General features: G+C 55.6%; 22 protein-coding genes and 1 pseudogene. 1 reads left to right on the top strand and 22 read right to left on the bottom strand.

Going from position 1 to position 23,929, the window contains the following annotated elements; genetic code table 11:
* Positions 1–77 precede the first annotated feature (77 nt).
* Entirely contained in the window at positions 78–920 is an 843-nt protein-coding gene (gene kynA, locus F8R23_RS06510) for a tryptophan 2,3-dioxygenase (RefSeq protein WP_061806550.1), read from the top strand.
* Positions 921–1,014: 94 nt separating this feature from the next.
* Here kynA and F8R23_RS06500 read toward each other — a convergent pair whose 3' ends face one another.
* The 22 genes and pseudogenes from F8R23_RS06500 to tssA form a co-directional block, all read right to left on the bottom strand.
* Positions 1,015–1,362 (bottom strand): hypothetical protein, encoded by a 348-nt coding sequence (locus F8R23_RS06500; protein WP_244953378.1) that lies wholly within the window; start codon positions 1,360–1,362, stop codon positions 1,015–1,017.
* A gap of 112 nt (positions 1,363–1,474) precedes the next feature.
* Complete coding sequence (locus F8R23_RS06495; RefSeq protein ID WP_151415411.1) at positions 1,475–1,861, bottom strand: immunity protein Tsi6 family protein; 387 nt, start codon at positions 1,859–1,861, stop codon at positions 1,475–1,477.
* Entirely contained in the window at positions 1,858–3,093 is a 1,236-nt protein-coding gene (locus tag F8R23_RS06490) for a polymorphic toxin type 46 domain-containing protein (RefSeq protein ID WP_151415410.1), read from the bottom strand. The genes F8R23_RS06495 and F8R23_RS06490 overlap by 4 nt, the downstream gene beginning before the upstream one ends.
* A gap of 3 nt (positions 3,094–3,096) precedes the next feature.
* Positions 3,097–3,903 carry a DcrB-related protein gene (locus F8R23_RS06485; RefSeq protein WP_129938292.1) on the bottom strand — a complete coding sequence of 269 codons (807 nt, stop codon included), beginning with the start codon at positions 3,901–3,903 and terminating at the stop codon, positions 3,097–3,099.
* A 13-nt stretch (positions 3,904–3,916) separates the two neighbouring features.
* Complete coding sequence (locus tag F8R23_RS06480; RefSeq protein WP_151415409.1) at positions 3,917–5,854, bottom strand: type VI secretion system Vgr family protein; 1,938 nt, start codon at positions 5,852–5,854, stop codon at positions 3,917–3,919.
* Positions 5,855–5,935: 81 nt separating this feature from the next.
* Entirely contained in the window at positions 5,936–7,393 is a 1,458-nt protein-coding gene (locus F8R23_RS06475; protein WP_151415408.1) for a serine/threonine protein kinase, read from the bottom strand.
* 48 nt (positions 7,394–7,441) lie between these two features.
* On the bottom strand, positions 7,442–10,105 hold the full coding sequence (tssH, locus tag F8R23_RS06470) for a type VI secretion system ATPase TssH (protein ID WP_151415407.1): 2,664 nt from the start codon (positions 10,103–10,105) through the stop codon (positions 7,442–7,444).
* A gap of 51 nt (positions 10,106–10,156) precedes the next feature.
* A complete protein-coding gene (gene tssG / locus F8R23_RS06465; protein ID WP_129938288.1) occupies positions 10,157–11,230 on the bottom strand; it encodes a type VI secretion system baseplate subunit TssG in 1,074 nt (357 codons plus the stop codon).
* Positions 11,227–13,113 carry a type VI secretion system baseplate subunit TssF gene (gene tssF / locus F8R23_RS06460; RefSeq protein WP_129938287.1) on the bottom strand — a complete coding sequence of 629 codons (1,887 nt, stop codon included), beginning with the start codon at positions 13,111–13,113 and terminating at the stop codon, positions 11,227–11,229. The genes tssG and tssF overlap by 4 nt, the downstream gene beginning before the upstream one ends.
* 4 nt (positions 13,114–13,117) lie before the next feature.
* The gene (locus F8R23_RS06455) at positions 13,118–13,693 is read right to left on the bottom strand and encodes a type VI secretion system baseplate subunit TssE (protein WP_151415406.1); all 576 of its coding nucleotides are present in this window, start codon (positions 13,691–13,693) and stop codon (positions 13,118–13,120) included.
* 2 nt (positions 13,694–13,695) lie between these two features.
* Positions 13,696–14,511: a type VI secretion system accessory protein TagJ gene (locus F8R23_RS06450; protein WP_277986051.1), complete on the bottom strand. Its 816-nt coding sequence runs from the start codon at positions 14,509–14,511 to the stop codon at positions 13,696–13,698.
* Positions 14,512–14,528: 17 nt separating this feature from the next.
* Positions 14,529–15,515, bottom strand: coding sequence for a type VI secretion system-associated protein (locus F8R23_RS06445; RefSeq protein ID WP_129938286.1), 987 nt, complete (start codon positions 15,513–15,515; stop codon positions 14,529–14,531).
* Between the two features lie 30 nt (positions 15,516–15,545).
* Complete coding sequence (locus tag F8R23_RS06440; RefSeq protein WP_129936699.1) at positions 15,546–16,319, bottom strand: PP2C family protein-serine/threonine phosphatase; 774 nt, start codon at positions 16,317–16,319, stop codon at positions 15,546–15,548.
* Entirely contained in the window at positions 16,319–18,064 is a 1,746-nt protein-coding gene (tagH, locus tag F8R23_RS06435) for a type VI secretion system-associated FHA domain protein TagH (protein ID WP_151415405.1), read from the bottom strand. The genes F8R23_RS06440 and tagH overlap by 1 nt, the downstream gene beginning before the upstream one ends.
* 150 nt (positions 18,065–18,214) lie before the next feature.
* A pseudogene (locus F8R23_RS06430) lies at positions 18,215–18,595 on the bottom strand (T6SS amidase immunity protein Tai4 family protein).
* Positions 18,588–18,953, bottom strand: a complete 366-nt coding sequence (locus tag F8R23_RS06425; protein ID WP_129938284.1) for a T6SS amidase immunity protein Tai4 family protein — start codon at positions 18,951–18,953, stop codon at positions 18,588–18,590. The pseudogene F8R23_RS06430 and the gene F8R23_RS06425 overlap by 8 nt, the downstream one beginning before the upstream one ends.
* Before the next feature lie 101 nt (positions 18,954–19,054).
* Positions 19,055–19,537 carry an Hcp family type VI secretion system effector gene (locus tag F8R23_RS06420; protein ID WP_012145727.1) on the bottom strand — a complete coding sequence of 161 codons (483 nt, stop codon included), beginning with the start codon at positions 19,535–19,537 and terminating at the stop codon, positions 19,055–19,057.
* Positions 19,538–19,734: 197 nt separating this feature from the next.
* Positions 19,735–20,175: a T6SS amidase immunity protein Tai4 family protein gene (locus F8R23_RS06415; protein ID WP_112349603.1), complete on the bottom strand. Its 441-nt coding sequence runs from the start codon at positions 20,173–20,175 to the stop codon at positions 19,735–19,737.
* Positions 20,172–20,678, bottom strand: a complete 507-nt coding sequence (locus F8R23_RS06410; protein WP_112349604.1) for a type VI secretion system amidase effector protein Tae4 — start codon at positions 20,676–20,678, stop codon at positions 20,172–20,174. Before F8R23_RS06410 ends, F8R23_RS06415 begins: the two co-directional genes overlap by 4 nt.
* Before the next feature lie 56 nt (positions 20,679–20,734).
* Complete coding sequence (gene tssC, locus F8R23_RS06405; RefSeq protein WP_085117362.1) at positions 20,735–22,240, bottom strand: type VI secretion system contractile sheath large subunit; 1,506 nt, start codon at positions 22,238–22,240, stop codon at positions 20,735–20,737.
* 3 nt (positions 22,241–22,243) lie between these two features.
* Positions 22,244–22,780, bottom strand: coding sequence for a type VI secretion system contractile sheath small subunit (tssB, locus tag F8R23_RS06400; RefSeq protein WP_099064671.1), 537 nt, complete (start codon positions 22,778–22,780; stop codon positions 22,244–22,246).
* Positions 22,781–22,884: 104 nt separating this feature from the next.
* On the bottom strand, positions 22,885–23,910 hold the full coding sequence (gene tssA / locus F8R23_RS06395) for a type VI secretion system protein TssA (protein ID WP_129936696.1): 1,026 nt from the start codon (positions 23,908–23,910) through the stop codon (positions 22,885–22,887).
* Positions 23,911–23,929 lie beyond the last annotated feature (19 nt).

The following is a 23,929-nucleotide window of genomic DNA, read 5'->3' as shown; positions in this document are numbered from 1 at the left end:
TGAGGGTTCTGTACTATGTTTTCTGTTTGCAGCACGCTACACACCGCTTCCGGTCGTGGGCGCAGCGGAGAGAACAGATGAACAAACGGGAATTAGAAAGCGCGATTGTCACCGATTTTTCCAAACGCATGAGCTACGGTGACTACCTGTGCCTGGATCAACTGCTGGACTGCCAACATCCGTTGTCGAACCCACAGCATCATGATGAGATGCTGTTTGTGGTGCAGCACCAGACCTCTGAACTGTGGATGAAGTTAATGTTGCACGAGTTGCAGGCGGCGCGGGCACTGGTGCAGCAGGACAAACTCAGCCACTGCTTCAAAATTCTGGCCCGGGTCAAACAGATCCAGCGGCTGCTGTTTGAGCAGTGGGCCGTGTTGGAAACTCTGACGCCGTCGGAGTACGTTGAATTCCGCGATGTGCTGGGCAATTCATCGGGTTTTCAATCCCATCAGTACCGCTCGATTGAATTTTTGCTGGGCAACAAGAATGCCGCCATGCTGGCGGTGTTCAGCAACGATGCGGAAAAACACGCTGCGCTGAAGGCGATCCTTGAAGCACCCAGCCTGTACGATGAATATCTGCTTTACCTGTCACGCCACGGCCTGCCTATTCCGCAAGAGTGTATCGAACGTGACTGGACGCAGCCTTACCAGCGTAACCCGAACCTGTTGCCGGCATTTAAAGAGATCTACGATCATCCGCAAAAGTATTGGGAAGCCTATGAAATGGCCGAGAAGCTGGTGGATATAGAAGAAAGCTTCCACCTGTGGCGTTTCCGCCATATGAAGACGGTGGAGCGGATCATTGGCTTTAAAACCGGCACCGGCGGCTCCAGCGGCGTCAGTTTCCTGAAAAAAGCGCTCGAGCTGACCTTCTTCCCGGAACTGCTGGATGTGCGCACCGAGATTGGTGCCTAAGCTTTATCCCGTAATAGTGCGAGGGGGTCGTGATGGCGATAAGAATTGAAGATAAAGCGGCAGAAACCGTGGTGGGCTTGCGGGTCGTCGGCCCTTACCCGCAATGACCTTCATCCAACAGGTTGGAGGCCGGGTCGTAGCGGTAGCGCTCGGTGTCCGGCAAGGTGCCGTCCTGGCTTAGCAGGCGGCCTGCGGCATCGTAGTGATAGCGCTGATAGGCGAACGGGTTGGCGTTCTGTTCTTCGCGCGTCAGGTTGTTCTGATAGTCGTAGAACCACTGCCGCGAGCTGCTGGCCGGGGCAGGGTGTTGGCGGTTATCGTTAAAAATTTCCCGGCGATCTTTGCGCCCGAGCCGATCATAGTGCAGCCGGCTGGTCAGTCGGCCCTGAGTGCGGCTCAGTTCACGGTGCAGGTTGTCACGTTCGAATGCGTAACATATCAATTTTCTGGGAATATGTCATACCACAATAGGTATAACGGAGAAGTAATTAATTACACTTTTGCAAAGTGATAACTATTAAACTTCTGTGTTCGGAATTATTAACAAATCAGCTCTAGTCTTCAAAATCGTCAGGGTAGGTAGCTTTGAGAGATTGTTGTTTTGTTACGAAATTAGGATCTACTTGGTGAGGTAATTGCACTTTAAGCCCTTTTCTGACTTGAGAGGCAATATAGAAAGCATCGCCTAATCTATCCTCAAAAATCGGATCTGTCGCCTCAAATTCTTTGGTCGCATACATTCCGAAAGTGAGTTCCCAAAGTTTGGATTTGTTCTTTTCCTCACCGATAACGACTCGGCGTAGATAGATGAGTTGTTGAACGATAGAGTTGTACATCGGTTCGAGACTTTCGCCACCTTGCATCTGTAAAATATGTGCATGCCGTTTTCTTGCCAAGTTAAGTGCTCGATTTATGTAATCTAAAGTGGTGATTTTATTCATTCTATTTTACTCCATACATCTTTATTTGTACTAAACCATTGTATCCCACCGCCTTCTGTCTGGAAAGGTTCTTTTGGTATTGACCAAGTGTCCAATGCCGGATTTGCTGTGCTTCGTAACATTTCTACAGACTGATGTGCTTGATAGGATGTGGTAACTTTAGACGCTTTAGTTTCCGTTCCGTAAATATTACCTTCGGGATTGATTCCTAATTTTGTTGGCGGCGTGTTTTTGTCTAAGGAGTACCAATTACCTTGCCAGTTTCCGGCAACTTGATTTTGGTAAGCGAGTTTCCCTCTATTTACTGATTCAATGCTAACTCGTTCATTTAGATTTATACCTTCCATGTATTCAGGTACTTTGTTTTCAGTAATCCCTTGTTTCTTCATGAAGTTTGTTACTTTTTCCACATTTCCTCTAATATATATGTCTTTATTTAAATCGCCGGTTCTCCCAAATTTTTCATTCAAGTAAGCACGACGAGCACTAACTGCCTTTGTTTGCCTGAATGCATCAAACTTAGCACCGCCTTTCCCGCCGGCAAATCCGCCGACGAATCCTCCCGCCAGCATTGACCATTTCTGACCATCACTGCCTTCACCGAAGAAAGCACCGCCAATTAAACTGCCTGCGAAACCGCCTCCCAATCCGCCCAGTGTACCCAGTATGGCTATGGCAGGGGTGGCGAGTATGGCAGTGGCACCGGCACCCGCCGCAAGCAGCGTCCAGTTCACCCAGTCGGGGATCTCTGGTTCAATATCATCCGTTTGCTCTTGCTCGCCGCCAATAATGACGTTAGGTGAACCCGTGTGAATTTCGGCGCTAGATGCCAGCAAATCATTGATACGGGCCGCAGGGAAATCATTGATATAGACTTTGGCCGAGCCTTGGGCAACGACCTTTTTGGCCGGGCCATCTTCACTGCATTCTCCTGTTGAGATATGCGCGCGTATGGCAGGTCTACCATTGATGTAGACATTCGGTGAGCCGTCGGCAAGTACCCCGGTGACATGGCGAGGTGCCCAGGACATGCTGCCCAGCACTTCACCAAGTCCGCCTCCGGCAGAAGCGCCTGCAACTACGGCGGCGACAGCGACCGCAGCCGTGCCACCAGTAACGGCGATTAGTGCGGCACCGACAATCGCGCCGCCAATCAACCCGGCGATCATCCAGCCTTCGGACGCAGTATGGGCTATTTCATCCAACTCTCGCGCTGCACTAAGCTCACTCATGGGTTAAGGCTCCCTGGCGGCCCGAAGATACTCCGCAATTTGCTCGGGATTGTTTAGTTCTTGTGGCCCATTAACAGATCGACAGAGCAACAGTATCGATGAAAGATGCTGGTTGTTTTTGACAGAGGATGTCCATAGCGCATAACGAGTAAATTCAGCTGAGCTGTTGGTAGACACTGGCGCAATATGCAACGGCTCACCCAGTGAGTGGTAAAATAGGTAGCTGCCGTTTAATGCCCTTTTCAGGTCGATATGTTGATAAAGTTCGCTGATAGCTGTGAATACTGAAAGTTCTTTACTGTCGGTATCAAATACAAAAAAATTACCTACAGAGTCGGTCGCAAGCATGACGGGAACATGAGTGTCATTCTCTTTTTCATTGAAAACAATACTGGCAATAATCCCTTTATACTGTCTGTCATAGTAGTCATTGAAGCTATTTTGACAGGTGCCAATAAAACAAACTATTTTTCTGCCTTGTAGCTCATCTTTCAGCAGAACGATGTTTTGCTTTTGCCAGATTAGTGCTTCTGCAGACTTGAAACGGTAAAAAATCTCTATGGATGGTTGCTGATTTATATCCCCATGAGATGATGATATCAACGCGAACCCTTGAACGGTGGTCTGAAGATCCTGAGTTAACCGCGCAGCAACTTTTTGCAGCGTATCCTCAACCCTCGCATTAGCGCGTGAAACAACAAAGGTAAATTCACTGGCGTTGTTTTCGCTGAGGGTGAAAATGTTCATTGTCCGGTCTTTAAATGCGTCGGGCAGTTCGAAACTGGCTTCTTGCGTTAAATAATGGCTCATTCAATATCCTGTATTACTTTTCTTCCTGTGAGAAAAAACTGTCTATTTGACTTTGAATTGTTTTTTGATGTTCGTCGCCTGGCGCATCCGTTTTCTTCTGGCCACTCGAAGGGTTGAGATTCAGCTTGCCGCTGGATGTGTTAATTTCGCCTGATTGGTCAACGGTAATATTGAAATTAATGCCGGTAATATTAATGTCGCCATCTTTGGTCAACTCCAATACGCTTTTGCCACATTCGAGACGAATAGACGTTCCAGAACCAATCACAAGAGCCCCTACAACATTATCTGTGCGTGTTTGCTCAGTCAGCATGGTTGAGTGGCCTTTCACGCCAACAGTCTGATCTTCGATAACCCGCTGTTCCTCTTTAGCACCAACAAAATGCGTATGGTTCTTGTCAATGCTATGGCTCTCGTCGTTCTTCACCTGGGTGTCCATGTTGCGTTCCGCCTGGATCCACACCTGTTCCGAACCGGCTTTATCTTCGAAGCGCAGGGCGTTGGCGTTGTCAGCGGTGCCGTCCTTGGTGCGGCTCATAAAGCCCATTTGGGTCGCGGCGGCGGGCAGTGCCCAGGGCGGCATGCTGGCGTCGTTATACACGCGACCGGTCACGATCGGGCGGTCCGGGTCACCGTTGATAAAGTCCACCACCACTTCGTCGTTGACGCGTGGGATCTGCACCCCGCCGTAACCCTGTCCGGCCCAGGCACTGGAAACGCGCACCCAGCAGGAGCTGCCATCGTCTTTGGGTCCGAAGCGATCCCAGTGGAATTTCACCTTGATGCGGCCGTATTTGTCGGTCCAGATTGACTCGCCTGCCGGGCCGACCACTTTGGCGGTCTGCGGGCCGTGAGTTTTCGGCCAACTGGCCTGCTGCGCCGGGTGCCAGGGAATATCGGCCGGTAGCACGGTGAAATCGATGCGGTGCTCGCTGTGCTGATCGTCGCCGCTGGCGTAGCGGTTCTCCTTCAGGTGATATTTGGCTTGCAGCGTCAGGTATTCCCGATTGTCGTCCGCATGCGGCGCGTTATACAGCGTGAAGGTGCTGCCGGGGGCGATACCCAGCGCGGTGGCGGTGCCTTCAATCTGCTGATGCTCGGCCTGCCAGGTTTCCTGACGGATACGGGCGTAGAACTCCCCCTGCTGATGCTCGGTGTAGCGGCCTGGCCAGTCGTAAACGTCAATCTGACCCGGCGTCGGGGAGGCGGGGTTCTGACGCGCCTGAAACAGCCAGGCGTTGGGTTTGCGGAAGTCGTAATCATCGAGACTGTAAATGCCCGGCGTCACGTGATCGGACAAGGTCCACTGGCTGATACCTTCTTCGCTGGTACTGCCACCGGAGGGCGTCAGATGGTAAGGGATCATCTCGTAGCCGGGATAGGGCTGATGATGGTGGGGCGCATCGCCCAGTACCAGAGTGTGCTTGCCCATCTCATGTTTGAAATAGTAATAGATGCCTTCCAGCTCCATCAGTCTGCTGATGAAGTTGAAGCTGCTCTCGTTGTACTGCACGCAGTAGCCCCACAGACGGTAGTCGCCTGTGAGCTGGTCTTCTAACTGAACATTATGTTCAGTCAGCAGGGTTTTGACGATCTGCGGTACCGTCTGTTCCTGGAATATGCGGAAGTTGCGGTCCTTGGTCATCGGCCACAGGTCTGGCTGCATGTGCAGGTTATACACTGCATAACGGGTGCCGCCGATCTCTTCGCTGCCGACGGCGATTGAGGTGATCTTGCCGTTCAGGTAGCGGGGGGGGCTGAGAAAACCCTGGGTAGGGATCTCCAGCGTCAAGGGTTGGCCGAGCAAGGCCTTGCGGTCGAGGCGGGCATTTTTGCTCAGCAGCTCGATGCTGAAATCAAAGGGGGTAGAAAGGGCTTCGGTCCCTTCCAGCGAACGGAACAACAATGGCTCAGGGCCCAGTGGCGTATGCGCAATAATACGATCCAACATGAGAACGTCCTCTGTGAATGACGCATGCGTCAATCTCATGAAAATGGTGTGGCCTGCAGTGGCGGGCTGGAGACGTCGGGGTTAACCGGCGACGGCCGGGTTGACCAGCCAGGTGCCGGCGTTATCGATGCTAAGCTGCTGGCGACGCAACTGGTCGTTATGGCGGATTTCCAACTGATAGCTGCCCGGTGCCAGATTCAGGCTGGCGAAACCGTTATTGCCCGCGTTCACCTGCTGGGGTTTGCCGTCCAGGCTGACCTGTTCGCCGGGTTGCAGTTTGAAATACACCAGCGCCACCGGCTTAGGCATCGGGGCGGTTTGGGCCGCAGGCGGCTGCTCGGGCGACGGGTTGGCCGCCGTCTGCGGCGCGCTCTGTTGCGGCACTAAGGGCAGATCCGCTGGTGGATTGTCCGGGGTATTGGCGGCTATCGGCGTTGGGTTACTGTCGCCGCCGCTCAGCCAGGCGATGATGCCAACCACCAACAGAGCCGCTACGCCAGCGCCTGCCATCATTGGGCGTGTGAGTTTCATGCTATGTGCGGTGACGGTGCCTGCCGCTGTGGCGCCGGCTGCCGGGTTGGTGGCCACCACCAGGTTTTCCGGGGCGGCGACTGGGGTGCTGATGATTTCGTTTTCATCGGCAATCGGCAGGTGCAACAGTTCCGCCATCTCGTCGATGGTTTGCGGCCGATCTTCCGGTTTCAATGCCAGCGCGTGATCGATAGTGCGCAGCAGCTCCAGTGAATAGCCCGTTGGGCGGCGCTCGGTCAGTGGTTGATAGCTGTCCTCGATGCTGCGCACCACGCTGACCGGCGGCGGTGAACCGACGATCAACGTATGCAGCACGGCACCCAGAGCGTAAATGTCGGTCCAGGGGCCCTGTTCACCGTCGCTGTTCTCGGTGTATTGCTCAATCGGCGCGTAGCCCGGCTTCAGCATGATTTCCGTTTCGTCGGACAGGTTGCCGATCTCTTTGCGCGCCGAACCAAAGTCCAGCAGCACCGGCAACTGGTTTTCCTGGATCTGAATGTTATCCAGGGAAATGTCACGGTGCAGATAACCTTCCTGATGGATGGTGTTGATGGCACTGAACAGCGGCGGCAGCAGCCTGCGGATCCAGGGCTCGTCGATTTTCTCCGGCTGTTGGGCCTGTAGGTTCTTCAGGGTGGTGCCGCTGTAAAACTGGGTGCCCATGTAGGCGGTACCGTTCTCTTCCCAGAAGCGCAGCACGTGCAGCAGCCCTGGATGTGAGAAACGCGCAAGCAGACGGGCTTCCTGAATAAAGCTGTTTAACCCGGCCTGGAAAGTTTTGCTGAAACGCTCACCGCGCAAACCGATGCTCAGATCGTCATTACGCATGGCCAGCGAGGTCGGCATGTACTCTTTGATGGCGATGGTGCGTTCCAACTGATGATCGTAGGCGCGATAGACGATGCCGAAACCGCCTTCGCCGATAGCTTCCTTGATCTCGAACTCATTAAACCGATAGCCGATCGGCAGGCTGTTTGAATTCGGTTTGATTACCCCGGTTCCCGACATAATGATGACTCTCTGTGAACAATGGCCGCCGTGCCGGCGGCCGCGGCGTTATGCCTGAAATTGACAAATAAATTCGTTTTGCTGTAGCGCGATATGCAGTTGGCGATAGCGCTGATCGTTGGCGCTGCCGGTCAGTAAGGTGTGGCTGATCTGCGGCAGCAGATTGTTGGTCAGAATGGCGTCGACCATACGGCCGCCGGACTCCACTTCGGTACAGCGGCTGACGATTTGCTCGATCACCGCGTCGTCGAAGGTGCAGACGATATCGTGGTTTTCCGCCAGCCGGCGTTGTACCCGTCCCAGTTGCAGCCGCACGATGTTGCCCAGCGTGGCGTCGGTCAGCGGGTAGTAAGGCACCACCAGCAGGCGGCCAAGCAGCGCCGCCGGGAACACCGACAGCAGCGGTTCGCGCAGGGCGCCGCTCAGCGCCTCCGGTTCCGGCATCAGATCCGCATCGCTGCACAGTCCGGCGATCAGATCGGTACCGACGTTAGAGGTCAGAATAATGATGGTGTTACGGAAATCGATATGGCGGCCTTCGCCGTCTTCCATCCAGCCTTTATCGAACACCTGGAAGAAGATCTCGTGTACATCCGGATGGGCTTTTTCTATTTCGTCCAGCAGTACCACGCTGTAGGGGCGACGGCGCACCGCTTCGGTCAGCACGCCACCCTCGCCGTAGCCGACATAGCCGGGCGGGGCGCCTTTCAGCGTTGAAACGGTATGCGACTCCTGGAATTCGCTCATGTTGATGGTAATCACGTTCTGCTCGCCGCCGTACAGCGTTTCCGCCAGCGCCAGCGCGGTTTCGGTCTTCCCGACGCCGGAGGGGCCTGCCAACAGGAAGACCCCGACCGGCTTGTTCGGATCGTCCAGCCGTGCCCGAGAGGTACGTACCCGGCGGGCGATCAGATCCAACGCATGTCGCTGGCCGATAACCCGTTGGTTGAGCGTATCCGCCAGTTGCAGTACCGCGTCAATCTCGTTTTTCACCATGCGACCCAGTGGGATACCGGTCCAGTCGGATACCACTGCGGCCACCACGTTGGCATCGACAGCGGCGAAAATCAGCGGAGCCTCGCCCTGCAACTCGCTCAGTTGTTGCTGCAATTGCGCCAACCGGGCGCGCAGTTCTTCGGCAGTGGGGACGGTTGGTGATTCATCTGTTGTTGCCTCGTCAGTTGGCTCAGCTACAGCATCCTCCCCGTGCAGGTCTGCGCGCAGATCGATGATCTGTTGGATCAGAGCCAGCTCATCCTGCCAGCGGGTAGTGAGCTGTTCCAGTTGCTGTTGCAACAGCGCCAGCTGAGCTTCGATATCCTGCGGGCGCTGCGGATTGCCGATACCGATCTTGGTTTCGCGCTGGGCTATCTCCAATTCAATCTGTAATGCTTCAATGCGGTGGCGGCAGTCTTCCACCTGTGCGGGTTCCGCATGTTGGCTGACCGCGACGCGTGCACAAGCGGTGTCCAGCAGCGCCACGGCCTTGTCCGGTAACTGGCGGGCCGGAATGTAACGATGCGACAGACGCACGGCGGCGTCGACCGCCTCATCCAGCAGCAGCACGCGGTGGTGTTGCTCCAGCGGGCTGACGGTGCTGCGCAGCATCAGCAACGCCTTGTCTTCGCTCGGCTCATGCACCTGCACTACCTGGAAACGGCGGGTCAGCGCCGGGTCTTTCTCAATGTATTTTTTGTATTCCGACCAAGTGGTGGCACCAACGGTGCGCAACTGACCGCGTGCCAGCGCCGGTTTCAACAGGTTGGCGGCATCACCGGTGCCCTGTGCGCCACCGGCACCGATCAGCGTATGGATTTCGTCGATAAACAAAATGATGGGGGTCGGGCTGGATTGAACTTCATCAATCACCGTCTGCAGACGTTTTTCGAACTCGCCCTTAACCCCGGCTCCGGCCTGCAACATGCCGATATCCAGTAGATAAAGCTGAACATCGCGCAACTGCGGCGGGACGTCACCGGCCACAATACGCAGCGCCAGCCCTTCGACCACGGCGGTTTTGCCGACTCCGGCCTCACCGGTCAGCAGCGGGTTGTTCTGACGGCGACGCATCAGAATATCGACAATCTGGCGGATTTCCTCATCGCGCCCGGTCACCGGGTCGATCTCGCCGTTGCGCGCCCTGGCGGTCAAATCCTGAGCATATTGCGCCAGCACGCTGCCGCCGCTCTGCGCCGCCGGGGGAGTCTCGGCCTGAGCGCTTGGCGTCAGGTTGTTTTCTGCCGAGTGGGCGGTGATGGTGGCAAATTGCTCCATCAGCAAATCGGTGTTGATGTGTTCAAACTGTGCGGAGATGGCCTTCAGCAGGTGGCGCAGGCTGTAGGTTTTCAGGATGCCAAGCAGCAGATGGCCGCCGCGGATTTGTGTGGCACCGAACTTCAGCGAACCATAAACCCAGGCACGCTCTACCGCGCTGTCGATATGCTCGGACAGATCGGAAATCGCGCTGGCACCTCGCGGCAGACGATCCAGCGCCTCGACGATATCGCGCGCCAGTTGCGCTTCATCCAGTGCAAAGTGGCGGATCACCTGTTGCAGGTCCGCATCCGGTGCCTGCATCAGTTGATGCAGCCAGTGCACCAGCTCAACGTAAGGGTTACCGCGCAGCTTGCAAAACGCCGTCGCACTTTCCAGAGAGGTGAATAACAGGTTATCCAGTTTGCCAAATAATACCGAGCGGCTGATTTCAGACATGGTTTTCCTCAGGTCGTGGCGGAGCGCCATATGGCTCCGGCCAGAATAAAGTCAGTACGGGTTTTCCAGCGGTTCGGGGCTGAAGATTAGATCGTCAAGGTCGCGTTGGTGGCGGGCGTCTTCCAGCCAACTGCTTAATCCCAGGCGCTGAGTACCGCCGAGTTGGGTGCCGCTGAGCTGATCTTTCGCCAGAATCAGCCGCAGTTCCCAAACAAACTCGATGCCCAGATATTGGCGCACCCAATCACGCAACTGACGGCACAGTTCGGCACCGGGCAGAAAACGCTCATAGTTTTGTTGTGACATTGGCCCCAGTTCGATGCGGAACTTGTGTTGAATATCGCGCACTGCAATGCCAAGGAACGAGGATTCTCCCAGTCGGGGGGCACCGCGACCCGCCTTGAGGCGAGCCTGTTCGCGTGGATCTACCCGCAGCCAGTGCGGTATGTTTTCCACGATGCGCACCGGTACCTTGAAGTACTGCTGCAAGATTTTGCTTAACCCTTCCGGATCGCGGCTGTGGCGAATCAGATGACCGGCCATAAAATGCTTGGCGTGGGCATTGATACTGTCGCGTTGTTGTTGCGCCGGTTGGCCGATGCCAATCAGGCTGGAAAGGTATTGGTCGAAACGCCGGTCATCCTGACGATCCAGCGATACCGTGGGTTGCGCATCGGCCCAGGCGCGGTAAAACAATAGCGTTAGCCGGTGGTGAAACAGGTTGGCAAAGGCCAGCAAGGTGGTGTCCTGATGGTGATGGACCCGTTCACGCACGTATTCGGTCAGGTGCAGCGGCAGCGGCCCATTGGGACCAAACAGGCCAAAGCTGAAAATCGAAACGTCGTGTAACGGACTTTGTGGCCGTGGGCTGACCTGTGCCAGCGTCGACGGGGCGAACGACAGCGAAGGTTCCTGCCCCAACCGCAGCATTTCATGGCGTGGCAATGGGGCGCGGCCCAGCAGGTAAGCTTGCCCGCCCTGAGCATCGAGGCGGCGCAGCAGCTGAAATAAATCGTGTTTATAAGGCGCATTGCTCAGCCGCAGCCAGAAATCCTCCGGCAGGCGGTGCAAGGCATTTATCTGTGGCGGTGCCGTCAGTTCCGCCCCGGCGAGATGCGGGCTCAAATCAGCGTCCTTTTGCCCATGCGCGCCTGCCAGTGGGCGATCTCGCCGCGTTGTTGGCTGGAAAGCGTCATTTCGGTAAAGGTGTTCATCGCCACCAGCCGGGAGAACAGCCGCTCCAGCACGCTGCCCAACAGGTAGGGGCTGCTGCCGGAGAACGACTGCTCGTCAACGGTCAGATCGATGGCGATGCCGCGTGCGAATACGATCGGGCCTGGCTCGGGCACCCGGCGGTAAACCGGGCGCAGGTTACAGTGGCGCACGCCCTGGATCTGCTTGGTGATTGCCGGTTCGCTCAGGTTGCCGTACAGCCCAAGTAACTGGCGCAGGCTGGCAGCACCTTGTTCCGGGTCACCGTCCATCATGCTGAGGTAGTTCAGTTGCAGCTGGCTAATCAGCCGCCAGGTGATCATGCCTTCGGCCAGAGCCGGGCGCGGCGGCGTCGGGCCTTTTTTCAGCGACACCTGTTTAATCGGGATCGAGTCCGGCATCACGAAATTGCCCTGATCCTGTTGCAACAGCATTAGCGGCAAATCGCGGCTGGTGCACAGCACGTCGGCAGTGAGGTATTTCAGGTCGCTATGCCAGGGTGACTGTCGTTCATCCACCAGCGAGACGAACACTTCCGAACCGACATAGCCGGTGCGGGTGCCGTAGCGGCGGGCGTGTTCGGACAGCGTGCGCTGTTCGCGGCGCAGTGAAAAGTAAGCGCCATAGTTGCCGTCATCCGCGCTCAGGGTGCTGTAAAACGGTCGAAACTCCTGCTCATAGCGTTTTTCGCTGGCGCTGCCGCCGAGCCGTTGAACAGAGAACACCTCATAATCAAGTGGGCGAATATTATCGACCACCAGATGATATTCATGGCTTTTTTCGCTGACAGTGATGCGTTCGGCGACTTTGGGGAACAGATTAATCACCGGCGTGCAGTGCAGTGCCAAATGACTGACGTCGATCACCCGTTCCAGCGCCGCATCCTGGCGGTCAAGCAACACCAGGATCTCAAACTGCCGCAGCGTTTTTTTGCCTTCACGTACGCTTTGCAATAGCGGGCGTATACCGTTGACGCTGAAGAACTGGAAGCGCGCCGGGAAGGCAAAATACTCTTGTAGCAGGCGATAGCCTTCAAAGTTGCGCAGATCGTTCGGTAGCAATGCCTGATCGGCGGCAAAGCCTTCCTGGCGTAACCCATCCAGCGCCAGCACTCTCCGCTGCGGTTGCGCTTCCACCGTCTGGCAAATCAGCCCGACGCTGTGCTCCATCAGCAGTTCCAGCAGTTGCTGCGCCTGCAAATCCGGGCCCGCGAGGTAGAACATCAACTGGTCTAACTGCAGGTTGTTCAGCGTGACGCTGTCATAACATTCCAGCCGGATACGCAACGCGCTGACGCAGCCGTTGTGCTGCAACCCCAGGCTGGCCAACGGGATATCAGCCGGAATGCCGCCCAGCTCGACGCTTTTCAGCCGCACAGGTTGCAGCGTGACGTCGTGCGCGGTGGTATAGCTGCAGGTGATGCCGCTTTTTTTCAGCGACTGGCTGTCCATCATGGTGCCGCGCGGCACCACAAAGCCGTTGCTGATGTCGCCTTTGTTGCTGTCCGGTTGCAGCTCGGCAATCGCCATCGACGGCGTCGGCGACAGATAATTGGGGTAGATAATCTCCAGCAGGCGTTGGGAGAAACGTGGAAACTCCGCGTCCATCTTCAGTTGCACGCGCGAAGTGAGAAAGGCGAAGCCCTCCATCAGACGCTCGATATAAGGATCCGCCACGTCGATGCCACGCATGCCGAGGCGGCCCGCCACTTTCGGATACTGCTCGGCGAATTCCGCGCCCATCTCGCGCAGATAGGCCAGCTCGCGGTTGTAATAATCTAAAAGTTTACTGTCCATCGCCTTACCCTATGTCTTTCAGATCGAAGTGGCCGTTTTCCAGGTCCACGTCGGTACGGAACAGAAACTCAAGCGGATAGGGCACGCACCACAGGCGGCCCTTGATTTCAATCGATAACACGTTGTGCAGCTCCAGCGAGCCGGTGTCCGAAATGCAGCGCACCTGCAAGCCATCGGGCAGGATGCGTGGTTCGAAATTGAGGATGGACTCGGTCAGCGCCTGCTGAATATCCTGCCATTCGATATCCGACATGCGCTTGCCGGCCAGTGAGGCGATGCCATAGTTCAGGGTGGATCGCCGCACCTGCGGGAAGTTGCCCAAATCGAGACTGGATTCGCTGTTCACGCAGTTAAACAGCCACTGCAGGTCACGCAACACCCGGCGACGCAGTTCGCTGTGTGAGACCAGATTGCGCACCTGCGCTTCCTGTTTTTTCAGCGGTTGGTCGTCGGTCAGCATGTCGAGCAGCACCGGCTCCATTTTGTCGCGTGACGTCAGGCGCTCGCTGTCCTGACGGGCGCGATAGCCCTGACGGCGCAGATCGCCATCATCATGTTGGGTTGGCCGCTTGCTGTTCATGATTAGGCGCTCGCGTTAAAGCTCAGGTGGCGCAGGCTGTGCAGCGGGAACTCATCGTTCTCACTCAGCCAGGTTTTCAGGCCCAGTCCGGCGTAGTGCGGACCCTCGCCCAGCGCTAGCCACTCGGTGCGTTTGCCGAGCAACAGGGCATCGTCGCTGTCTGCGGCCAGCGGATAGCGAGCAGGCAGTTGGCAAACCTGTTCACGACCATCGTTCAGCCGTACCAGTGCATGGCTCCAGACCAGGTCAATGGCGCTTTGCGGTGCCTGGAACTGAATTTCCGCGATATTGGCAAAGGGCAGCCAGTAATAGGTGCCGTTCAATGCCAGTTCGCACACCGGGCCAAGGCGGCCGTCACCGTCGGTCAGCCAGTCAAACGCCACCGGCTGTTGCTGTTCATCCAGGGTCAGTTGCCCGGCACTGGCCGGTGCCGCTTCCAGCGCGCTATCGCGCAATGCCTGCGCCTGTTCAGCTTCACCCAAGACATCGTGACGTAAGGCCTGGATCATCTGTTGCAGCCAGGGCTGATTTTGTTGCAGCAGCGCGGGGGCTGCCTCGCCGGCGAACACGGCCTGGCGCTGCTGTTCCGCATTGACCGATTGCATTAACAGCAAAGTGGTCGGCTGGGCGATCGGCTTCAGAGCCTGCCAGGATTTCAGTTGTGCGTTGGCGCGCTGCCAGTTACCGCTGATGCACAGCAGTTGCACCAGCGCGGCACGTAGATTGGCATCCGCCGGTCGCGCTTTAATTTCACTTTCCACTGCGCCGATAGCCGCGCTGACCGAGCCGCCTTGCAACATGTTTGCTAATGATTTCACGGGGCTTTCCTTAATAATCAGTGAGTGGCGTCGTTAACCGACAGGTAGCTGCCACTGGCAGGATCGACCCGATCGCCGGCGAGCTTTTCCACCAGTTTGAAACTCAGTGGCGTGGCCGGGTTGGTCAGCAGCGGCTGCCAGGCACGTTGTACCTGTTCAATGCGTTGTTTGATTTTGTTGGTATCTGCGGCTTGTTCACGGGGCATTTCGACGATCACTTCGCCATTAAACGACCAGGCGTGCAGCTGCGGTGCGAAAGGTAGCAGCAGGAAACTGCCCGGAGCCTGCGGGTTGGCGCCGAGCACCAGCCGCTGCACGTTGGCACTGACCACGCTCAAGGGGTGATCGCCGACGTTGATCTTCACCAGCGGGTAGCCCCGGTAGAATGACAGCACCGGCGAAGCGGTTTTGCCATTTTGCTGCAAAGTCACGCTGCTATTGCCGTTTAACCCGCCGTCCTCACCACAGCGCAGTGCGTCGCCGCTCGGGATGAACAGCGCGCTGCCGTTGGTTTCTTCGTTCCAGTAAGTGCGGAAATGACAGCCCTGCGGCAGGTCAAATTGGGGTACCGGTGCACTGTCTGCCTGGGGAGAGGTGATCGCCACGGCAGGCGGGATCACCGGCGGTGGGGGAGTCATCGGCTCGACGGCCTGCTGTTTTTGCACCGGCCTCCAGCCCCGTGCCTTGCTGGCTTCGCCGGACGCCAGTTTTTCACCGCGCTTGTCGGTCAGCGTCCAGGGCAGTTGGCTGGCCTTGGCGCATTGCTTGGCCAGCAGATTGCCGACGCGGGGCAGGAAGTCATCCAGCACGGCGGGATCTTTGCTCTGCGCCGAAACGATGCGCAGCGGGATGGTTTTGCTGCACCAACTGGCCGGTTGGCTATTTTTGACGTCGTCGATAAACACCTCCAGCTTCTGGCTGGGGGAGTAGACCAAGCGATAATTCGCCGCCTGCGCGGCCGGTATCGCCATCAGGGCGATAAATCCGGGCATCCAGTATTTCATAGGGAACCTTGCTGTAAATGTGTACCTGACTCAGTCGCGGGACAAAAACCGCTCTGCATCCGCCAGCGAATGCAGCAGGGTGGTTTCCTGCGGTGAGCCAATCCAGACGGCGATAGCGCTGTAGTTATCGCTGTTATTATTTTTCTTCCATGCTTGCTCCATCAGGGCAATCCACTCGCTGGGGGAGTTGACCATATGCAGCGATTGTTCCAGTTCCGACTGGGTAAAACTGTGCCAAAAGCCGTCGGTGCACAGCAGAAAGACGTCGCCATCTTCCAGTTGCAACACGTCGCTGTAGGTGGCGTCGCGCTCTTCATTCAGGCCCAGGGCGAAATACAGCAAATTGCTGTTGATGCCGCTGGTCTGGTAGCCGGCGTCCTGCATTTGCTGGATCAGGCTGTGGTCGGTGGTGACCGAATACAAATAGCCGCGGCGGAACAGATACAGACGACTGTCACCGGCGTGCGCCCAATAGGCCAGTTGGTAATCACGATCGATAAACAGGCTGACCAGTGTGGTGCCCATCTTGCTGTACTCATGCGCCTGTCGCTGCTGCTGGTGGATGGCGGCATTGGCACTGGAAATGTGTTGGCGAATGTTCTGGGCGTTCAGGTGCTTTTCTCCGTCGAAGTTTTGCAGGATGGTGTCGTGTGCCAGCTTGGCGGCGATGTCCCCGCCGGGAAAACCGGCGATGCCGTCACAAACCACGAAACAGGCTGCGCGGTTGCCGACCACTTCGCCGGTCTGATCCTGATTAGAGGCGCGGCCGCCCTGATTGGAGGTAGAGGCTATAGTGATATTCATTACGCATCCGGTTGGGTCTGTGAGTCTTTATATTGATTCACTTCAACGTCATAGGCGTGCAGGAAGGCTTCGCCGAACAGGGTGTGGAAGTCGTCCTCGATTTCGCCAGAGGTCTGCTGATAGCTTTTTACGAAGTAATCCCACAGGGCCGCCTTGCGGCTGGCGGGCAGCGACAGGCGAGGGGCCGCGCCTTCCTTACGCGCTTCTTCTTCGAGACGATCCGGGTTGAACGACTGCAACATGGCGGCGATGATGGCGCGAATACCGGCGATCATGCCTAGCTGGTGTGCCTGCAGGTCGATCAGCGCGTCACGTACCGCCTGTTCTGGCGGCATAAACCCCGGCATTTTGCTGCCGAACATCTGCATCAACACCGTCTTGCCCGAAGGCAGCAGTTTGAATGGGTTATTGGCCTCATCGAGGATCATGGTCATCTCGGCCTTCACGCCACGCTTAAGGATCGAGCGTGAAGACAGCAGAGCGACGGTGCCCTGAGAAAAGAGGCTCAGCAACCGACCGGCCTGACGGAGCTGTTGCTCATCAAAGTGCGGCTGTGGCTGTAGATCATCCAGACCAACCCCTTGCAGGAGTGCCGCCAACAGTGGGCCTTCCAACTGTTCGCCGCTAGTTACTGGACCATGTTGAGTGCGTGCGGACTGATAGGCGATCGGATCGATACCCAGGCGGTTGGCCGGACGCGGACGCGGTTGAGCGGTGGTTGGCTGAACCGGGGGGGGATATTGTGGCTCAGGTTGCGGTAGCGGCGTTGGCTGTGCGACCGGCTGCGGCGCGGCTTTGGGTTGAGGTGTTTCCTCGCGAGCTGCCATTGCCGGCTGTTGCAACGGTGGCTGGGGTACCTCCGGCTGTGTCAGAGGGACGGCACTGCCCATCAGCAGACCGAGGGGATCGTTGCTGTTCAATGCCTCCGGCGATGCGGGAGTGGAAGAACCGCCAAACAACGCCAACGGATCGAGCTCCTGTTCGTGACTTTCTACCGTCGAGGGTTTGACCTGCGCAGGTTGACGAGCTGTCTGGCGCTGTTCGGTCAACAGTGCACTCGGGGTGGTATCGGCCAAAATAGGATCGCGCTCGAAGGTCGCGTCGGTATTAAACAGCGCCGTCGGATCGGTTTGTTGCGTTTGCAGTTGACGTAACTCGACGTTGCCAGCCAACTGTGCCAACTGTGCCAGCGGGTCCACCGGGTTCCGTTCGGGCTCTGGGGTTTCCAGCAGCGGGTGGTGATCCTGATTGATGACTGGCGTCTGGGCTGCTGGGGCGGCAGTACTCGGTGTGAACTCTTCTACCAGGCTGTCCCAGATTTCATTCGGGATAGGGGCTGCCGATTTTTCTTTGGCCGTCGCTACCGGGACGGGGGCCGAAGCGGTATCGACGTTTTTGACCGCCGGTTGTGCTTGCGGTGCAGCCTGTTGCTGCAGGGAGGTGACCTGGATCTGGTAATCGTCGATGCCGAGAATGTCCCCATCCTGCAGTTCGACCTGACGGCCACGCTCCAGCGGGATATCGTTCAGCAGCATACGGGTGACGTTACCGCGGTTGGTCACGCGGCATTCGCCGTCAGCAGAAATATGTACGATCGCCTGCAGCCGGGAGATGGCGCGCTCTTCGTCCGGCAGCACCAGGTTGTTGTCCACGCTACGGCCAATGGTGCCGCCGGGCGGCAAAAAGTCGCAGCTACTCTGTGGCGCAACCTGGCCACTTTTATTTTTCACAATAGAAAATCGCATAAGGCATTCCTGCTGATTAGGATGTATTGCAGTTAGTTATTATTTCGGTGTTTGGCTTACCAAAATTAGCGGCTATTTTGGTAAGCCGGTTTATGAGTTTTTTATGAACTATTTTAATTTTAATTCGGAAATCAAGAGCACTTATAAAAGCTAGCTGTCGTCTTTGCCTTTGTACTTACTTATTATTTGTTTTAGTTCTTGGCTATGGTAAAGGTCGATACATTTTGCCATCGTCATCGGTTCACCTGACATGCTGTCGTACTGACGTGCCAAAAATTGCTTGGCGAGTTTGCGAACTGCGGTGTGCGCTTCAAGGGAGTAATCACCAAACTCGGTATAGCCTCAAGCGGCGGCCGCGGTGTCATTTTTCACCTCTGCTGCTGAATAACCTTCGGCAATGCAGGCGCTAAGTGCGTAGTTTTTAAGCTGTGACTCTGGGCTATACATTTGCTTAAACTGTGCAAGCCCTGAAGGGGATGCTATTAAGCTTGTGATTATGAGCAACAATCTCAGCCTTGCCTGCCTATTCATTTTTTTCGTATTTTTTGAAAATAACTTTGGCTTCTGCGGATTGAGGAAGCGAAAGACATTCCAATGTATGGTAGCTTCCCTTAACAGAACCCTGCGCGTGTTTCTGCAAAGATTGACTAACCAATTCCTCGCCCTTGTCGAAAGCATCAAGAGGTAATTTGCTGAACTCCAAATAGGCGCTGGCTGAGCGGAAGGCATCTTCGCGGGTCTTTTCGGAGTCGGTGGCTTTTCCAAGGCATCGGCTAACCAACCAGTTACTATATATTTCCTCTTGTGACAGATTTTCTATTTTTATGTCTTCGGCAAGTAACGCAGTCGGTAAAAGTAAAAGAGTGAAGGCAAAGTATGAAGTTTTCATTTTAATATCCATGCCGGGCCAAATAGCGGTTTTTACGTTTGCATCCCAATTTACCAATGAGTGTGTATGAAGAACCCCCGGCCGGAACCGGGGGAAACAGATTAAGCTTCGCGGTTTTCCTTGATATTCCAACCTGCGCTGCTTTCTGCGCCTTTGCCGCCTTTATCGCTCTGCTCCCAGTACTGCTGTTTCACTTTCGATGCCTGGAACGAGTAAGTCACGCCCACAGTGTCTTCACCGCCGGCACCGGTATATTGCACGGCAGTGACCAGTACGTCGTCCAGGGTGATTTTGACGTATTCAACCTGGCTGCCACCGGCTTTACAGACTGACAGTTCAATCTTGGTCAGGTGTTTACCGCTGGAGCAGTGTTTCAGCAGCGCCGGGGTTGATTTGTCGACCAGCGCATTGACATGCAGATCGTTAAAGCAAACCTTACCGGCACCACCACCGCCACCCACGCTCATGTTGCCTGGTTGAGAAGCGCCCCAGGAGAAAGAAGTAATGTCGGTCCAGCCTTTGTGATTTGAATCTTTAGATTCACCGCTGGCACCTTCAACTTTCAGGAACATATCAATAGCCATAGTTTCTTCACTCTTTATTAAGGGTTAACAGTAGTATTAACGTTACGTTGAAAAATTCAGGTAATAGCAGCAGGAATTGAAAGTTTGGTAATGCACTACCATTTAATATCCTTGTGCCATGCACCTCATTAAATACCGCATGCTTTCGGTATTAATTACCGAGCCATCATTAAAAAACGACAATGGCCCAATGCTGATTACTGCGGGTTATCCTGATTCCACGAGTGATTAGGATCACCAACAATGACTTCACGAGATAATTTATCCAGCTCGGTGCTGTGATAAAGCCGCAGGCAGTTTAAGGTTACCCCTGTACTGCTGTTTTTAGTCTCGCTGTGAAACGCGTTCACTCTGGATTTGAACTTATCGATGAGAGTATTCACTTTCTCATCACCGGATTCGATATCAAACGGCATCCATTCTCTCATCGCATTGGCGGTTCTGGCCGCATCAAGAGAGAAGGTTTTGTCTGATTCGGAAACCTGCGCCAGACAGCGAGTCAGTGCCAGCTCTTTAACCACCTGGAAATAAGGCATTTGTTTGATAAATGCTACTGGGTCTTGGATATCCGTGGCTTGCGACTGCAATGAAACACTCAGTAGCGTTGAAAGCAGACTGAATTTAATTAGAGTATTCATGGCAACTCCCAAAAGTTGGCTCGAGGAGTTGAGTAATTTGTGCCCGGCTCATTGAAATAGCAATGATCCGAACAACTGGAACCATTCCAGAACGTAGCATGCCCACCTGCGTTGTCCCATCCGGATACTTCAAAAAGGATTAGACCTTTTTTATTGGCCAGTTGGGTCACGGGTAGTTGAGGGAAATTGATAATTAAATCTGGCTTTCCCCATGTTTTTGTCAAGTATGAAATAAGATCACGTACTCGGAAAAAGTACCATTTCTTATCTGCACCAGAGACCGTGAGTTGGCTTATTCTGGGGACCGGATGCCCTGTATAGTTAAGTACATAACTCATTCTCACAGCACAGCTATTTTCCCATCCTCCAGCATTCACGGGGATCTCGAAGTTGCGTTGCACTGCGCCGCCAATGGTATTTTTCACTTTTCCCAGCGAGTCATTAGCGTCATAAATATTTTTGGCTGCTGTCCATGCAGCGAGAAATCGTGGTCTTGCTCCCATATCCTACCTCCATGTTATTTTTCAGGCCGTGTTTCCACGGCCTGACTTTCAGCACATCAGGATGCGTCGTTCTGCTTCAGTGAAGGCAGTTTCGATACCAGACGCAGGGAGACGGTCAAGCCTTCCAATTGGTAATGTGGGCGCAGGAAGAACTTGGCGCTGTAGTAGCCCGGGTTGTCTTCGATCTCTTCCACCTGAACTTCCGCCGCGGCCAGCGGTTTGCGCGACTTGGTTTCCTGCGAGGAGTTGGCCGGGTCGCCATCCACGTAGTTCATGATCCAGTCGTTTAACCAGCGTTCCATATCGTCGCGCTCGCGGAAAGAACCGATCTTGTCACGGACGATGCACTTCAGGTAATGCGCGAAGCGGCAGCAGGCGAACAGATAAGGCAGACGGGCGGAGAGCTGAGCATTGGCAGACGCATCGGCGTCGTAGTATTCGGCCGGCTTTTGCAGCGACTGGGCACCGATAAAGGCGGCAAAGTCGGAGTTTTTCCGGTGTACCAACGGCATGAAGCCGTTCTTGGCCAGCTCGGCCTCGCGACGATCGCTGATGGCGATCTCGGTCGGGCACTTCATGTCCACGCCACCGTCGTCGCTCGGGAAGGTGTGGCACGGCAGGTTCTCTACCGCACCGCCAGACTCCACCCCACGGATCGCGGTACACCAGCCGAACTCTTTGAACGAGCGGTTGATGTTGGCGGCCATGGCGTAGGCGGCGTTGGTCCAGGTGTAGTTACCGTGGTTCGCGCCGTCGGTTTCTTCCTCAAAGTCGAACTCGTCAACCGGATTGGTTCGGATGCCATACGGCAGGCGTGCCAGGAATCGCGGCATTACCAGGCCCAGATAGCGGGCATCTTCCGATTCACGCAGGCTGCGCCAGGCGGCGTATTCGGTATTTTGGAAGATCTTGGTCAAATCGCGTGGGTTGGACAGCTCCTGCCAGGATTCCATCTGCATCACGCTCGGTGCGGTACCGGCGATGAACGGGCAGTGGGAGGCGGCGCTGATTTTCGCCATCTCACCCAGCAACTCTACGTCCTGTGGGCTGTGATCGAAGTAGTAATCGCCCACCAGACAACCGAACGGCTCGCCACCGAACTGGCCGTACTCTTCCTCGTACACCTTCTTGAAAATGGGGCTCTGGTCCCAACCCACGCCTTTATGGCGTTTCAGCGTGCGGCCCAGCTCCTGCTTGGAAATGCTCATAAAGCGGATTTTCAGCATTTCGTCGGTTTCGGAGTTGTTGACCAGATAGTGCAGGCCGTGCCAGGCACCTTCCAGCTTCTGGAATTCGGCGTGGTGGATAATTTGGTTAACCTGTTGCGACAGTTTTTCGTCGATTTCGGCGATCAGCGCCTGAATGGTGCGGTAGGCGTCAGAGGAGACGGTAACGGTATTTTCCAGCGCCTGCTGTGCCAGGGTTTTTACCGCATTTTCAACAGCTTCCTTGGCCTGATCGGTCTTAGGCCGAAATTCTTTGTTCAGCAGCGCACTGAATTCATCACTGGAGAAGCTTTCGGTGGTCTGCAGCGCTTTTTGTTGCTGAGGCGAGTTGCTCATCAATTAATCCTCACGCTGATTGTTGTCGTCTTCTGCAGCCGGTTTCGGCGCATCGGTCAGGGATTGCAGCAACGCCGGGTTTTGCAAGATCTTCGAGATCAGCTCTTCGGCACCGTTTTTACCGTCCATATAAGACAGCAGGTTGGAAAGCTGAGTACGGGCATCCAGCAGGTTGTCCAGCGCGTCAACTTTGCGGGCGATCGCGGCAGGGGAGAAGTCTTCCATGCTTTCGAAAGTCAGGTCGATGTTCAGCTTGCCTTCGCCGGTCAGGGTGTTGTCGACCTGATAAGCCACGCGCGGTTTTAGCGATTTCATGCGTTCATCGAAGTTATCGATGTCGATCTCCAGGAATTTGCGCTCATCAACGCTCGGTTGCGGATCAACCGATTTCCCTACCAGATCGGCCATTACGCCCATCACGAACGGCAACTGGATTTTGCGCTCTGCGCCATAAATTTCGACATCGTATTCAATCTGTACGCGCGGTGCGCGGTTGCGGGCGATAAATTTCTGCCCGCTGCGGGATTTCGAGTTTGGCATGATTTACTCCATCTTATGGCGATTGGGAACGCGCCTCTTCCGGCTTGGAGAGTCAGGTTCAAATGCAGGTATGACTATCGTTAAGAGAACAAAGGGATCGGCGGCTAGTTGTTCTCCTCGTTATCGGGACGACCGAGAATGGTCTCCAGTTGGTTAAGACCATCGGGCGCCAAATCGCGGATAATTTGCATAAAGTCCAGTGCAATTAGCCGTTGTACCCGGTCGATCATCAGCGGGGCCGGGTGGCTTGGCTCATGAAGACGAAAATAGCTTTTTACCTTGTCCAGCATCAGTTGGGCATCATCGCGCGACTGAATCTGTGCACTGCGCCAGTTGAGCGTGGCACCCGATGGCGCTGTGGTTGCGTTTGTGGGTTGGGCGGCAACGTCATCTGGCTGTTCGGCCATTTCGGTAACCGGGGCGATGTCCTGACCGAACTGAGCGACCAGGGCAAAGATTTTGGTCAGGTTGTGCATTTCCGGCAGGGCGCTTTCCCCCAAATGGCGGATGACTGTCGCGCGGATAGCACCGAGGGTTTCGGCGATGTGCACCACCAACTGGGCTTCCGGGCGGTCCGGTTGCGACAGTTCATCCTGCAGGCGCGCACGGCCGCCAGGAAAGGTCGGGCACTCGAGCTTACTGCCGTCGAGCAGCGCCCCGGCATCGCGCAGCGAGATTTCACCGGTAGCCCCTTTCAGCAGCGGCGCGGCGCGCACGCTGGCGGTCAGCGTGGCTTTATCGCCGAGATCGGCCAGCACGTTGATGCGAAACAGCGGGTCGGCCTCACCGTCGAATTCCAGCAGTGGCAACAATGTATCCCAGTAGCGATCCAGCGCCTGATGGATCAGCATCAGGCCGTCGGCGTAACCCTGTAGCCCGCGCAGTTGCGTCCAGGCGCGGGTCAGGCACAGCATCACCCGTAAATCTTTGGTGCGCGCCAGCAACGTGGTCGCGAGTCGCTCCACCTGCACCCAGTCCGGTGCTTCTGCCGGGATAATGGTGCTGCCGAACTGCTGCTCACTCTTACCGGTGGCAGCCTGCTCCATCGCCAGAAAATCAGTGTCGTACTCCAGGTTTTCGCCGCAGGGATTTTCTGCGTCAACCGGGGCTAACAGGGTGTCGATAGCCATAAAATTTCCTTCAACAGGC

Source organism: Serratia proteamaculans, from assembly GCF_008830365.1.
Taxonomy (GTDB): domain Bacteria; phylum Pseudomonadota; class Gammaproteobacteria; order Enterobacterales; family Enterobacteriaceae; genus Serratia; species Serratia proteamaculans.
Note: the sequence above shows the minus strand (reverse complement) of the source record. Positions and strands in the feature narration are given on the sequence as shown.

Bases quoted from the DNA above. Each gene is read 5' to 3' on its own strand.
- kynA (WP_061806550.1), top strand. From the start codon at position 78: ATGAACAAACGGGAATTAGAAAGCGCGATTGTCACCGATTTTTCCAAA.
- F8R23_RS06495 (WP_151415411.1), bottom strand. From the start codon at position 1,861: ATGAATAAAATCACCACTTTAGATTACATAAATCGAGCACTTAACTTG.
- F8R23_RS06490 (WP_151415410.1), bottom strand. From the start codon at position 3,093: ATGAGTGAGCTTAGTGCAGCGCGAGAGTTGGATGAAATAGCCCATACT.
- F8R23_RS06485 (WP_129938292.1), bottom strand. From the start codon at position 3,903: ATGAGCCATTATTTAACGCAAGAAGCCAGTTTCGAACTGCCCGACGCA.
- F8R23_RS06480 (WP_151415409.1), bottom strand. From the start codon at position 5,854: ATGTTGGATCGTATTATTGCGCATACGCCACTGGGCCCTGAGCCATTG.
- F8R23_RS06475 (WP_151415408.1), bottom strand. From the start codon at position 7,393: ATGTCGGGAACCGGGGTAATCAAACCGAATTCAAACAGCCTGCCGATC.
- tssH (WP_151415407.1), bottom strand. From the start codon at position 10,105: ATGTCTGAAATCAGCCGCTCGGTATTATTTGGCAAACTGGATAACCTG.
- tssF (WP_129938287.1), bottom strand. From the start codon at position 13,113: ATGGACAGTAAACTTTTAGATTATTACAACCGCGAGCTGGCCTATCTG.
- F8R23_RS06455 (WP_151415406.1), bottom strand. From the start codon at position 13,693: ATGAACAGCAAGCGGCCAACCCAACATGATGATGGCGATCTGCGCCGT.
- F8R23_RS06445 (WP_129938286.1), bottom strand. From the start codon at position 15,515: ATGAAATACTGGATGCCCGGATTTATCGCCCTGATGGCGATACCGGCC.
- F8R23_RS06440 (WP_129936699.1), bottom strand. From the start codon at position 16,319: ATGAATATCACTATAGCCTCTACCTCCAATCAGGGCGGCCGCGCCTCT.
- tagH (WP_151415405.1), bottom strand. From the start codon at position 18,064: ATGCGATTTTCTATTGTGAAAAATAAAAGTGGCCAGGTTGCGCCACAG.
- F8R23_RS06425 (WP_129938284.1), bottom strand. From the start codon at position 18,953: ATGAAAACTTCATACTTTGCCTTCACTCTTTTACTTTTACCGACTGCG.
- F8R23_RS06420 (WP_012145727.1), bottom strand. From the start codon at position 19,537: ATGGCTATTGATATGTTCCTGAAAGTTGAAGGTGCCAGCGGTGAATCT.
- F8R23_RS06415 (WP_112349603.1), bottom strand. From the start codon at position 20,175: ATGAATACTCTAATTAAATTCAGTCTGCTTTCAACGCTACTGAGTGTT.
- F8R23_RS06410 (WP_112349604.1), bottom strand. From the start codon at position 20,678: ATGGGAGCAAGACCACGATTTCTCGCTGCATGGACAGCAGCCAAAAAT.
- tssC (WP_085117362.1), bottom strand. From the start codon at position 22,240: ATGAGCAACTCGCCTCAGCAACAAAAAGCGCTGCAGACCACCGAAAGC.
- tssB (WP_099064671.1), bottom strand. From the start codon at position 22,780: ATGCCAAACTCGAAATCCCGCAGCGGGCAGAAATTTATCGCCCGCAAC.
- tssA (WP_129936696.1), bottom strand. From the start codon at position 23,910: ATGGCTATCGACACCCTGTTAGCCCCGGTTGACGCAGAAAATCCCTGC.